General features: G+C 69.9%; 9 protein-coding genes. 7 read left to right on the forward strand and 2 right to left on the reverse strand.

What is annotated here, in order from left to right; all coding sequences use genetic code 11:
- Nucleotides 1-19 precede the first annotated feature (19 nt).
- Complete coding sequence (locus tag ACT53O_RS03570) at nt 20-1,441, forward strand: carboxylesterase/lipase family protein (protein ID WP_476151357.1); 1,422 nt, start codon at nt 20-22, stop codon at nt 1,439-1,441.
- On the opposite strand, the gene ACT53O_RS03575 is transcribed toward ACT53O_RS03570, so the two are convergent.
- Together ACT53O_RS03575 and ACT53O_RS03580 are read right to left on the reverse strand one after the other, a co-directional pair.
- On the reverse strand, nt 1,438-4,302 hold the full coding sequence (locus ACT53O_RS03575; RefSeq protein WP_476151358.1) for a family 78 glycoside hydrolase catalytic domain: 2,865 nt from the start codon (nt 4,300-4,302) through the stop codon (nt 1,438-1,440). The two genes, ACT53O_RS03570 and ACT53O_RS03575, sit on opposite strands and share 4 nt — an antisense overlap.
- Nucleotides 4,299-5,585 carry an MFS transporter gene (locus tag ACT53O_RS03580; RefSeq protein ID WP_294943217.1) on the reverse strand — a complete coding sequence of 429 codons (1,287 nt, stop codon included), beginning with the start codon at nt 5,583-5,585 and terminating at the stop codon, nt 4,299-4,301. The genes ACT53O_RS03575 and ACT53O_RS03580 overlap by 4 nt, the downstream gene beginning before the upstream one ends.
- A 346-nt stretch (nt 5,586-5,931) precedes the next feature.
- Here ACT53O_RS03580 and ACT53O_RS03585 point away from each other — a divergent pair, with 346 nt between their 5' ends.
- The 6 genes from ACT53O_RS03585 to ACT53O_RS03610 are packed head-to-tail and all read left to right on the forward strand — an operon-like array spanning nt 5,932 to nt 12,543.
- A complete protein-coding gene (locus tag ACT53O_RS03585) occupies nt 5,932-7,458 on the forward strand; it encodes a sugar transferase (RefSeq protein ID WP_476151359.1) in 1,527 nt (508 codons plus the stop codon).
- Nucleotides 7,458-8,606, forward strand: a complete 1,149-nt coding sequence (locus ACT53O_RS03590) for a DUF1972 domain-containing protein (protein ID WP_476151360.1) — start codon at nt 7,458-7,460, stop codon at nt 8,604-8,606. Before ACT53O_RS03585 ends, ACT53O_RS03590 begins: the two co-directional genes overlap by 1 nt.
- Nucleotides 8,603-9,727, forward strand: coding sequence for a Gfo/Idh/MocA family protein (locus ACT53O_RS03595; protein WP_476151361.1), 1,125 nt, complete (start codon nt 8,603-8,605; stop codon nt 9,725-9,727). Before ACT53O_RS03590 ends, ACT53O_RS03595 begins: the two co-directional genes overlap by 4 nt.
- A complete protein-coding gene (locus tag ACT53O_RS03600) occupies nt 9,724-10,620 on the forward strand; it encodes a hypothetical protein (protein WP_208657014.1) in 897 nt (298 codons plus the stop codon). The genes ACT53O_RS03595 and ACT53O_RS03600 overlap by 4 nt, the downstream gene beginning before the upstream one ends.
- A 1-nt stretch (nt 10,621) precedes the next feature.
- A complete protein-coding gene (locus ACT53O_RS03605; protein ID WP_295777604.1) occupies nt 10,622-11,857 on the forward strand; it encodes a glycosyltransferase in 1,236 nt (411 codons plus the stop codon).
- Nucleotides 11,854-12,543, forward strand: a complete 690-nt coding sequence (locus ACT53O_RS03610; RefSeq protein ID WP_476151362.1) for a DUF4352 domain-containing protein — start codon at nt 11,854-11,856, stop codon at nt 12,541-12,543. Before ACT53O_RS03605 ends, ACT53O_RS03610 begins: the two co-directional genes overlap by 4 nt.
- Nucleotides 12,544-12,546 lie beyond the last annotated feature (3 nt).

Consider the following 12,546-nt stretch of genomic DNA (forward strand, 5'->3'; position numbering starts at 1 on the left):
CGTCGAGAGCGGAGATGCCATGACGGAGACCGTGCGAATCGACGTGTCGACCGGCGCACTCCGCGGGCTTCGGGAGAACGGGATCGACCGCTACCTCGGCATCCCGTACGCCGAGCCTCCGGCGGGCGCGCACCGCTTCGCGGCCCCCGTCCCCGCCCGACCCTGGGCGGCAGAGCGCCCCGCCGACAGCTTCGGCGCCACGGCGCCGCAGTCGCCCTACCCCGGCGAGATCGGCAAACTGCTCAGCTGCCCCGTGATCGCGGGCGAGAACATCCTGACCGTCAACGTCTGGACACCCGCGACCCGCGCTGTCGACCCCCGGCCCGTCGTCCTGTGGCTGCACGGCGGCGCGCTCGAGCGGGGCGCCTCGGCTCAACCCGTCTACGACGGCACCGCCTTCGCCCGCGACGGGATCGTCTTCGTGTCGGCGAACTACCGACTGGGCGCCGAAGGGTTCAGCGTGCTCGAGGGCGCGCCGCGCAACATCGGCATCCTGGACGTGGCCCTGGCCCTGGAATGGGTGCACACCGAGATCGCCGCCTTCGGGGGTGATCCCGCTCGGATCACGCTGATGGGCGAGTCCGCCGGGGGCGCGCTCGTGGCCGCACTGATCGCCCGGCCGGCTTCCCGCAGCCTCGTGGCCGGCGCGATCATTCAGTCCGGACCGCTCGAAGCGCAGCGCGAGGTACAAGCCCGCCGTGCCTCCGACGCGATCGCGCGCCACCTCGGAATCCCCGCGACTCGCGACGGGTTCACCGCCCGCACCACCGCCGAGCTGGTGCAGGCCCGCTCGGAGATCTCCGCTGGATCTTCACCGGTGCGCGGCGCCCCCGGCTTCCAGCCCACGATCGACGCGGAGACCCTTCCGGCCTCACCGCTCGACGTGCTTGCGGATGCCGAGCTCCCGCTGCTGATCGGAACCAACACCGACGAGTATCGGCTCTGGCTGACCCCGGATGCGCTCGCGAGCATCGGCCCGGTGAAGTCCTGGCTCGCGCGCCGCGCGACTCGCACGCCCGAACGCGCCGCCCGCGCGGTGCGGGGCGCCCTGCCGGACGCTTCCCCCGGCGAGGTACTGGGACAGTTGCTGACCGATCGCATGCTGCGCGCCCCGCTGGTGCGGGCGGCGACGGCGCGCTCGGCACCGACCTATGTGTACGAGTTCGCCTGGGAGAGCCCGGTGCGGGACCTCCGCGCCGCCCACGCGCTGGAGCTGGGGTTCACGTTCGACCGGCTCGACGAGGAGGAGGCGATCCGCATGGCGGGTCCCGGTGCACCCGCCGAGCTCGCTCGCGCGATGCACGCCGCCTGGGTGTCGTTCATCGCCACGGGCGACCCCGGTTGGCCGGCCTTCGACGCGAGACGACTCACGCAGATCTGGGACGATGCCCCGCGCATCGCGCCCCTTCGCCGCGCCGCGGTGGTCGACGCTCTGAGCTAATCGCCACTCGGCGGGGCGGCGCTCTGCCGACTCGCCGACAGCGAGGCCAGACGCCCGCCGATCTGGGCCTGCACGGCGGGCGACGCATACTGGAACACCACCTCGGCGAGCGTCTGCTGCCGCGTCCACCGCGTCGCCGCGAACATGGCGTCGGCCGCTCCCGGTCGATGCGCATCGAGCGCGTCGACAACCACCGCCAGGGCGTCCGCATCATCGATGATCTCCGCCAGCGCGCTGTCCAGGCTCACCGAAGCCGGAACCGGAGGCTCCGCCACGACGACCTCCCAGCGATACGTTCCGGTACCGACCACGACGTCCGCGCTCGCCCCCGGCAGACGAACCAACGCCTCGACGCCGGTCGGCAGCACCGCCTCCACGACGACACGCGCGCCGTCACGGCGCCAACCGACCTCGATCTGCCCGAACGGCGACGCGTACGTCACCGCCGCATCGTCGATGCCGACCAGCGGGTGCGGCGCGATCCGGATGCGGCGGTATCCGGGCTCGAGCGCCGTCATCCCGGCGAGGACGCGATGCATCCAGTCGGCGACCGCTCCGAGCGCGTAATGGTTGAAGCTCGTCATGTCGCCGGGGTTGATCGACCCGTCCGGGAGCATCGAGTCCCAGCGCTCCCAGATCGTCGTCGCGCCCATGGTGACGGGGTACAGCCACGATGGGCACCGCGTCTGCAGCAGCAGCCGCGCAGCCTGAGCGTCGTGACCGGTCATGGTGAGCGCATCGAGGACGAGCGGAGTGCCGACGAAGCCGGTGGCGATGCGGTAGCCGTTCTCGCGGACGAGATCGGCGAGGCGATCACCGGCGGCCTTTCGAAGCTCCTCCGGCAGCAGCTCGAAGACGAGAGCGAGCGCGTACGCGGTCGGGGTATCCGACATCAGCCGCCCGGCGGGGGTCACGAACTCGCGGACGAACGCCGCGGTCACCTCCTCCGCCACGGCCGCATAGGCCACGGCATCCGCGGACTCGCCGCACAGCGCGGCCGCGCGTGCGAGCACGCGGGCCGACCGCGCGAGTTGAGCGGTGGCCACGAGCCCCGTGGAGGTCATCGCCTGCGCCGGCCGATCCGGCGGCGCGGTGGGGTCGAGCCAGTCGCCGAACTGGAAGCCCCCCTCCCAGACGCGTGTCGGTCCGGCCAGCTCCAGGCAGCGATCGACCCACGCCTTCGCGCTCGGGTACTGCCGGCGCACGGTGTCGGCGTCGCCGAGGAGACGCTCGAGAACGTCGGGGACGATCACGGCGGCGTCGCCCCACGCTGCCGCCGGCCGGGCGATGCCGATGACGTCGGGCACCACGAACGGCACCGTCCCGTCGGCGGCCTGCTCGAGCGCGAGATCACGCAGCCACGAGTCGAGGAACCCTCGGACGTCGTACAGAAAGGCCGCCGTCGGCGCGAAGACCTGGATGTCGCCGGTCCAGCCCAGACGCTCGTCGCGCTGCGGGCAGTCCGTCGGGATCGAGACGACGTTGCCGCGAAGACTCCACACGACGTTGTCGTGCAGGCGCTGCAGCAGCGGATGCGATGTGCGGAACGAACCGGTGCGTTCGAGATCGCTGTGCACGACGACCGCGGTGACGGCCCCTTCCGGAATCTCGCCCGGCCAGCCGGAGACCTCCGCGTACCGGAAGCCGTGGAACGTGAACTCCGGTTCCCACACCTCGGCGCCGGTCCCCGCGAGCGTGTAGCGGTCGGTCGCCGCGGCGCGGCGAAGCGGACGCGTGCCGAGGCGACCGTGCTCGAGCACTTCGGCGTGACGGAGCGTGATCCGCGTACCCCGGGGGCCCACGACGCGCAGGCGCAGCCGGCCCACCAGATTCTGACCGAAGTCGAGGATCGTCGCGCCGTCGTCGGTCGCGATCCGCGCGACCGGATGCCGCTGCTCGATCCGCCGCACGGGAGGCGAGACCCGCGGACCGGGAATCGTCTCTCGTGGATACACGCGCGCCGGTGCCCACGAGCCGTCGTCGAAGCCCGGTTCGTCCCATTCCCTGCCGGCCGCGTCGACGGGCTGCGCGCGGGCGTCGTAGGTCTCGCCGGCGTAGAGCCCGCTGGCAAGGAGGGCGCCGGTGGATGCCGTCCACGACGGACCCGTGCGCACCCACCGACGAGATCCATCGGCGAACTCGAGAAGCAACTGCGCGGCGACCCGCGGCTGGTCTCCGTAACGGGGGCGGGCGTTCTGACGGAAGCCGAAGTGCTCGGTCGCCCACAGCCCGGCCACGCGCAGGCTCAGGCAGTTGCGCCCGGCGCGGACGAGCGGGGTGACCTCGACGGTGTCGTGCACCGTGCGCGACGAGTAAGGCGTCCACCCCGGCGCGAGCACGTGATCGTCGACGTCGCGCCCGTTGACGGCGGCCCGATATCCGCCCACCGCGCTCGCGTAGAGCAACGCACGCACCACCGCGGGGGCATCGCTGCCGCGATCCGGAAGGTCGAACTCGCACCGCAACAGCGCCGGCTGGGCGTGAGCCTGCGTCGCGGGGTGGCCGATCCACTCCGCATGCCATTCGTCGTCGGCGAGGAATCCGGCGACGACACGCACCGGGTCGCTCCACGCGCTGACGCTCCCGTCGACACCCACGACCCGCACCGACAGCGCGCCCGTCTCGCGCGGCTCCAGCGCGGCGAACGGCCAGGCAATGCGGAACCGCCCCTCCCCCGCAATTCGCGCGGACCGCGTCCGACCGGCGACGACCCAGCGCACCTCGGCGTGCTCCTGCCGCCACGCCGGCTCGCGGGCCTCGACGCGCCAGCCCATCCGCGGACAGGGCGATGGGACCGGGAGACCGGGCGCCGGGGCGTCGATGTCGACACGCACCACACGCACGGCCGACCGGTCGGTCATGCCGCACCCGCCGTCGAAGCGGCCTCGGGATCGGGCGCGGCCTCCTCGTCGAAGACGTGCGGTACCGCCCGCCGCCGGAACACCGCCCACGCGCACGCGAGCCCGAGCACGTTGAAGATCGTGAGGAGCACGTACAGCGTTGTCACCCCGGCATCCAGGATGAGGGGGGTGACCACGGCGAGTCCGGCGGCGGCGAAGCGCCCGACCGAAATGATCGCGCCTTGCGCCGTCGAGCGCAGCAGGGTGGGGAACGATTCCTGCGTCCAGACCTTCATGATCCCCTCGAACGCGAACGCCCCGCCCACTGCCGCCAGCAGAGCACTGACGGCGTAGGTGACGAGAGAGAGACCGGCCACCACGATCACCAGCTTGGAGACGATCATGAGCACGGCCCCGATCTGAAAGTAGAGGAACCGCCGCGGGCCATCTGCGATCTTCATGAACCACAGGTAGCCGAGCACCGCGACCGGCACCATCGGCAGCGCGATGAGCGCGGCTTGACCGACCGTCGCACCGCCGTAGGTCACGACGATGTAGGTGCCGAACTGGCCGCTCGTGTTCGCGACGAGATTCGTCAGGGCGTAGAAGGCCATCAACGCGAGGAACGGCACGGCGTACGGCGGGCGCAGCAGGTCGCGTACACGCGCCCGGTCGGCGCGCACCGTGGCGACTCCGGCGCGCCGCTCGTCGCGCGCCACCCTCCACGCCACCGACTCGGGAATGGTCAGACGCCCCACGAGCACGAGAGCGGCCACGATGCCGATGTGCGCGAAGATAACCTGCGCACCCGGGCGCCCCAGGTCGCCGACGATGCTCGCAAGGACGGTGTTGACGACGATGCCGACGATCCACAGGAGGTTGGACAGCCCCAACAGCCGCCCCCGATTGCGGTCAGTCGCCGCCTCGGCGATCGTCGCGAGGGAGACGGGCAGGTCGGCACCCGTGCCGAGCCCGAGGAGCACGGCGCCGACGGTCACGATCGTGAACGACGGCGCCGCGATCAGAGACGCGACCGCGACGATCACCAACACCATCGTCGCAGTGAACACGGGGCGGCGCCCGAATCGATCACCGAGACGGCCGCCGATCAGTGCTCCGATCGCGATCGACAGCGTCAGAGCGCCGGCGGCGACTCCGACTTCCCACTGCGCGAGGGTGAGGTCTTTCTGGAGAATCACGAGCGAGGTGCTGAAGCCGGTGATGGCGGCGGAGTCGATGTACGACGCCATGCCGGAGACGACGGCGACCCACCAGGGGCGCTCACGAAGCGGACGTGCGGGCATTGCTTCTCCTTCGAAGCTGACGACGGGTCGCAGCCCACAGTAGACGATCATTGTCGCTTAGACAATCATCGTTAAGACTCCCTCTGCGGGATGCCCGCGCGGCGGCCGGAGAACACCGGAAGAACGGCGTCTGTCCACAGGCTGAATACTCGCGGTGGCGCTCGACGCGATTCGCGGGGTAGAGTCGCTCACGACGCACGCGTGACAGCCGGGGGGTTGGTCCGCAGGAGACGGGGGTCTTCGCGTCGTCTTACTGGGGGTGGACGGATTTCGATTCGTCCGTCGGTTTGCTGGGGGGCAAAATGCCGACTGCATTGCTGCGTTCGTCCGTGCTGGGGATCACACGATGAGCGCGCTTCACGACGCCACGGGCATCGCGACGACCGGGTTGGTTTCCCCGTTCCCGACGATCGCGTCTCGGGCGTCCGCGGCCGCACCACCGTCGCGCGCTCTTGAGCGCCGGCAGTCGTGGGAACGCCGCTACCGCTGGATCCTGCGCACGAGCGACGCCGCCGCGGTCGCCTTCACGTGTGCAGTGGCCTCGGTGGTCTCGATCGGCGCGGTGAGCGGTCCGCTCGCCGTCGCCGATCCTGGCCTCGTCTTCCAGATCGCCGCCGCGACGGCCGTGATCTGGCTCCTGATGCTCTCCGCCTTCGCAACGCGAGACGTCAAGCTCATCGGCTCGGGCGCCGCCGAGTACACCCGCATGATCCACTCGACCGGGTTCGCGTTCGGTCTTCTCGCGATGATCGATGTGGCCATCGACGTCGACGGCATCCGCGCGCAGCTCTTCGTCGCGCTGCCGCTCGGCATCGGCGTCCTGCTGTTCGAGCGCTGGCTCTGGCGCCGTTGGCTCATCCGCCGTCGACTCGCGGGCGCGTACACGACGCGCGTGATCGTGGTCGGCGAGCGCGCAGACGTCGAGTACGTGATCCGCTCGATCGCCGACCCCGGCCTGGGCTACCAGGTGGTCGGCGCCTCGCTGCGCGGGGACGACCTCGACAGCCTGCGCGTCGGCGACGCCATCTACCCGGCGATGCGCACGCACAGCGTCGCCGAAGCCGCCGCAGCGCTCGACGCCGACACGATCATCATCGCCAGCCGCGGAGACGAAGGCGCCGACGAGATCAAGCACCTCGCCTGGCAGCTGGAGAACACGGCCGCAGAACTGGTGATCTCCAGCCGCGTCTCCGATGTCGCCGGGCCGCGCATGTCGCTGCGGCCCGTCGAGGGGCTGCCACTCATCCACGTCGAGATCGCCTCGTTCACCGGCCGCGCCTACCTCGCCAAGCGCGCACTCGACATCGCGGTCGCTTCGATCGCACTCCTCTTCTTCGCGCCGATCGCGGCGGTCATCGCCATCGCGATCAAGCTCGACTCGCCCGGTCCGCTGTTCTTTCCCCAAGCACGGGTCGGGCGTGACGGCCACGAGTTCCGGATGATCAAACTCCGCTCGATGGCCGTGGATGCCGAGGAGCGGCGCGCCGCGCTGCTCGCGGCCAATGAGGGCGCGGGCCCGCTGTTCAAGATGCACGACGACCCTCGGGTCACCCGCGTGGGCCGGATCCTGCGGAAGTACTCGCTCGACGAGGTTCCCCAGTTCTGGAACGTGCTGGTCGGCGACATGAGTGTCGTTGGCCCGCGCCCTCCCCTTCCGAGCGAAGTCGCCACCTACGACGACGACGTCTTCCGTCGCCTGTACATCAAGCCGGGCATCACCGGCCCCTGGCAGGTCGGAGGACGCAGCGACCTCAGCTGGGAGGAGAGCGTGCGGCTGGACCTGCGGTACGTGGAGAACTGGACGGTGATGACGGACATCGTCCTCATGTGGCGCACGGTGCGCGTCATGCTGCGACCGGACGGAGCGTACTGATGACACGCACGGTCCGCATTCTTGGCACGCACGGCGTCCCCGCCGCCTATGGCGGGTTCGAGACTGCCGCACAGCATGTCGCGATGTACCTGCGCGATCGGGGCTGGAACGTCGTGGTGTACTGCCAGCTCGACGGCGACGGCGACATCACCTCGGATCGCTGGAACGGGATCGAACGGGTGCTCGTTCCGGAACCGCGCGAAGGCTGGAAGGGCACGTCCCACTTCGACCTCGTCTCGATCCGCCACGCCACCGCACACCACCGCGAGGGTGATGTGTGGTTGACCTTCGGATACAACACCGGCGTCCTCGACGTCATGCCGCGCCTTCGCGGCATCCCGAACGTGATCAACATGGACGGGATGGAGTGGACCCGCCGGCGCTGGGGGCTCGCCAAACAGGCCATCCTCCTGGGCAACGAGCGTCTCGCCGGTCTCGTCGGTGACGTGCTCATCGGCGATCACCCCGTCATCTCCGCGTATCTGCGGCGTCACTTCGGCACACGGCGCGTGCAGACCATCACCTACGGCGCACCGGAGGTCATCAGCGCACCCGTCGCACCGGTCTCCAACCTCGCTCTCGCCCCCGACGCGTACGGCATCGTCGTCTGCCGGCCGATTCCGGAGAACTCCGTGCTCGAGATCGTGACCGCCTGGTCGGCACGCCACCGCGGGATGCCGCTCGTCGTGGTCGGGCCGTACACCGACACCGACCCGTACCACCTCGCCGTCCGCTCCGCCGCCTCGGACGAGGTGCGCTTCCCCGGTGCGATCTTCGACGCGGATCGGCTCGCCGCGTTGCGCCTGCACGCGGCCGTGTACGTGCACGGACACACCGTCGGCGGGACGAACCCGTCACTGGTGGAGGCGATGGGCGCGGGCAACGCGGTCATCGCCCACGACAACCGCTACAACAGCTGGGTCGCCGGACCCGACAACGCGTACTTCCGCGACGCCGACGATCTCGCAGTCCTGCTCGACGAGCTCCTGCCGAACGCCGGGCGGCTGCATCGGATGGGCGAAGCCAGTCGAACCCGGTACCGCGAAGAGTTCACCTGGGAGCACATCGGCTCCCAGTACGAGCACGCACTGCTCACGGCGCTCGCGCGCCACGGCCATGTTTCACAACGAACGGAGGTGCTGGTGTGATCGATGTCGCCGTCGTAGGCCTCGGCAAAATGGGGCTCTCTCACCTGTCCATGATCAAGGCGCACCCGGAGGTCAATCTCGTCGGCGTGTGCGACGCGACCGGCTATCTTCTCGACATCCTGTCGAAGTACACCGGAGTAGCGACCTACAAAGACCTCGGCAAGATGCTCGACGAGGCCCGGCCCGAAGCGATCATCGTGGCGACGCCCACCCACCTGCATGCGGGAATGATCCGGGAGGCGTTCCGCCGCGGCATCCACGTGTTCTGCGAGAAGCCGTTGGTCATCGATCCCGCCGAGAGCGTCGAGCTCGCCGCCCTCGCCGAGGAGAAGGGCATCGTCACGCAGGTCGGCTACCACAACCGCTTCGTCGGCGCGTTCCGCGAAGTGCAGCGGCTGCTCGAACTCGGCGCGATCGGCACGGTCGAGACCGCGCTCGCCGAAGCGTACGGGCCGGTGGTGCTGAAGCCGGCCGGACGCACCTGGCGCAGCCAGCGTGCCACCGGAGGGGGCTGCCTCTACGACTATGCAGCGCACCCGCTCAACCTGCTCACCTGGTACCTGGGCGAGCCGGAGTCGGTCAGCGGCAGCCAGCTGACGAGCATCTTCTCGGCGCAGATCGACGATGCCGTCGCGGCGACGCTGTACTACCCGCAGGGCACCGCGCAGATCATCGCGAACTGGTCGGACGAGTCGCAGCGCAAGATGACGACCAAGATCACCCTGTGGGGTGAGCACGGGCGCATCCACGCGGACCGGCAGGAGATCCAGGTGTACCTGCGCGACACCGCGGAGATCCCGGAGGGCTATCGCGCGGGCTGGAACGTCCGCTACACCACCGACCTCACCGAAGCGCCGTGGTTCTACCTGCGCGGCGAGGAGTACAGTGCGCAACTCGACGCCTTCGTCTGGCGTGTGCGCTCTCGTGCCGTCCACGGCCAGAACGACTTCGGTTCCGCCGCGGTGACCGACCGCGTCATCGCGATGATCAGCGAAGACGCCACCCGCGTCGACGCGCGACTCGCGGCATCCGGCCACACCGCGACCATCACCCCGCTCGCGCCGCGCCGCGCGAGCCGATTCGGCACGGCACTGCGCGCCCTGCGAGGAGGAGCACGATGACTCTCACCACCCCGTCCACCCGGACGATGGACCGCCTGCTGTTCGGCGACAACCAGTTCTTCGGCGTCAACCACATGTCCGAGGAGAAGGCGCGTGCCCAGCAGATGCGCTTCCAGGACACCGACGCGATCATGTCGGTGCTGGACGCCGCCTACGACGAGGGCGTCCACACGTTCATGTGCACGACGCACGACCGCATCGGTGAGATCGCCGACCGGGTGCGCGCAGATCCTGACCGGTACGACCAGATGACGTTCTTCCCCTGCATGCCGTACGCACACAAGTACGCCAATGCGGTCACCGACGACGGGTTCCTCGGCGCGGTGCGCCGCTTTCTCCCGGAAGAGGGTCTGCTCGATTCCATCGCGCGGGGCGCGTCGTCGTTCGCGCGCAAGGACATCGAGGGCGTCGCCACGCTGCTGATCGATGCCGAGCTCAAGATGTTCTCGGGCCTGTCGACGCCCGTGATCTGGCTGCAGAACGTGATCGTCGATCTGCTGTCGGGCCTGGGCTTCACCGATGCCTTCCGCATCTTCGCGGACCATGTCCGAAAGCGCTACAACGCCGAGCCGGGCTTCATCACCATGAACCTGCCGCGACTGCTCGACGATCTCGACCGCGCCGGCGTGGAGAACCCGATCGTGTGCTCCAACATCAACAAGCTGGGCTTCCGCATGTCCGGCGGCGTGGACAGCTACCTCGACGCGATGCAGAAGCGACCGTTCCGCGCTGTCGCGATGTCGGTGTTCGCCAGCGGCGCGATCTCGCCGCGCGAAGCGATCGAATGGGTCACCGCGCTGCCGAACCTCGAATCGATCGTGTTCGGCGCGTCGAGCCGAGCCAACATCGCTTCGACGGTGAGTCTCGTCGACGAGTACTGGCCCGAGCACTGACATGGCCTCCACCGCCCACGGTCGCACCGTCCTGATCGCGAACCCCTCCGCCGACCTCTACGGATCGGACCGGATGATGCTCGAAGGCGTTCGCGGCCTCGTCGAACTGGGGTGGCATGTGGTCGTGACCAGTTCGGATGACGGACCCCTCATTCCGCTGCTGCGAGCCGCCGGCGCCGACGTCGTGTTCCTGGACGCGCCGGTGATCCGCAAGAGCGCCCTGCGGCCCGGGGGACTCGTGCGACTCATCCGCGAGATCGCCACGCAGACGCCGCGCATGCGTCGCTTGGTCGCCGAACTCGAAGCCGACGTGGTGATGGTGAACACGGTGACCATCCCGTTCTGGCTGCGCGCCGCACGGCGGGCGGGAGCCGCCAGCGTCGTGCACGTGCACGAAGCCGAATCCACGCTGTCGGCGCCCGCGCGCGCACTTCTGACCCGACCCTTGCGGTGGGCGAGCGGCGTCGTCTTCAACTCCCAGACCAGTCGTCGCGTGTCGGGGTCTGCATGGCTCGAGCGGCGCGATCGCGCCCGGGTCGTCCTGAACGGTATCGCCGGCCCCGACCGACCGTCGCCGGCCCGTATCCACCTCGATGGACCCCTGCGGGTCGTGTACGTCGGACGTCTGTCGCCGAGAAAGGGAGTGGATCTCGCCATCGATGCGATCGATCGCCTCCGGTCCGCGGGGATCGACGCGGAACTCGACATCGTGGGCGACGTCTTCCGCGGTTACGAGTGGTACGAGCGACAGCTCCGAGAACAGATCTCGCGCCTTGCACTCGAGGACCGTGTTCGCATCGTCGGCTTCCAACGGATGGTGTGGGACATCGTGTCCGCTGCCGACGTGGCGGTCGTTCCCTCCCGCGGGGACGAATCGTTCGGCAACGTCCTGATCGAGGCCCTGATGTGCGCACGCCCGGTGGTCGCCGCCGATCATTCGGGGCTGCGCGAGGCCTCCGGGGGGCTCGAAGCGGCCGTCCTCGTTCCGACCGACAGCGCCGATGGCCTCGCGAGAGGTCTCACCGGAGTGCGAGACGACTGGGCCGCAATGCGCGACCGGGCGTGGCGAGACGCCGAGACGGTGCGACGGCGCCACTCGCCGGACGCCTACCATCGCGCTCTGTCCGACGCACTCGCCGAGCGCATCGGAGATCTCGGCGCGCGAACGCCCGGTCGGACGGCGGCGTCGACGATGAGCGAGTCGGAACCCCTCGTGCTCGAGGGGAGAGGGCGATGAGGCGCACGGTCGCGACGTCCGCACATCCCCGCCCCCGAGCCGCCACGATCGGTGCGGCAGCGGCAGCGGCAGCGGCAGCGCTCAGCCTGACCCTCGTTCTGACCACCACGGCCTGCTCCGCCCCGCTTCCGGAGGGGGCATCCGCCCCGGCAGCGACACCGGCGGCTCCGGCCTCCAGCGCACCACCGGCCACGGGAGAGGCTGTCAGCGAAGCCCCCACAGCGTCACCCGCTGCCGACGCTCCCGTCGCGAAAGTCGGACGAGGCGGCGGCACCGCCACCGTGAGCGCGGCGGCATCAGCTCCCGATGCACCGGTGGTGTACGCGGACGGTGTCACGCTGCAGATCACGGATGTCTCGTACGCCACCGAGACGTCCCAGGGCCCCGGCGCCGCGACCGGACGCGAGTTCGCCCGACTCACCGTCGAACTCACCAACGGGTCGACCGCGCCGATCGACGTCTCGACGTCGGTCGTGACGGTGCTGGATGCCGAGGGCAACCGACTCACCCCGGTCTACACCCCGGAGTCCGGGGCGCGTGACTTCAGCGGCACCGTCGACCCGCGGCAGATGACGACCGCGGTCTACGCGGTCGCCGCGCCGACCGACCACTCCGCCCCGCTCACGATCGTCGTCGACTTCGACGCGCTCCATACGTCCGCGGTGTTCCGCGGAGCGCTGACCTGACCC

It is taken from the genome of Microbacterium sp. DMC48 (assembly GCF_056313825.1).

Excerpts from the sequence above, each read along its gene's own strand:
- ACT53O_RS03570 (WP_476151357.1), top strand. The coding sequence starts at position 20 with ATGACGGAGACCGTGCGAATCGACGTGTCGACCGGCGCACTCCGCGGG.
- ACT53O_RS03575 (WP_476151358.1), bottom strand. The coding sequence starts at position 4,302 with ATGACCGACCGGTCGGCCGTGCGTGTGGTGCGTGTCGACATCGACGCC.
- ACT53O_RS03580 (WP_294943217.1), bottom strand. The coding sequence starts at position 5,585 with ATGCCCGCACGTCCGCTTCGTGAGCGCCCCTGGTGGGTCGCCGTCGTC.
- ACT53O_RS03585 (WP_476151359.1), top strand. The coding sequence starts at position 5,932 with ATGAGCGCGCTTCACGACGCCACGGGCATCGCGACGACCGGGTTGGTT.
- ACT53O_RS03590 (WP_476151360.1), top strand. The coding sequence starts at position 7,458 with ATGACACGCACGGTCCGCATTCTTGGCACGCACGGCGTCCCCGCCGCC.
- ACT53O_RS03600 (WP_208657014.1), top strand. The coding sequence starts at position 9,724 with ATGACTCTCACCACCCCGTCCACCCGGACGATGGACCGCCTGCTGTTC.
- ACT53O_RS03605 (WP_295777604.1), top strand. The coding sequence starts at position 10,622 with ATGGCCTCCACCGCCCACGGTCGCACCGTCCTGATCGCGAACCCCTCC.
- ACT53O_RS03610 (WP_476151362.1), top strand. The coding sequence starts at position 11,854 with ATGAGGCGCACGGTCGCGACGTCCGCACATCCCCGCCCCCGAGCCGCC.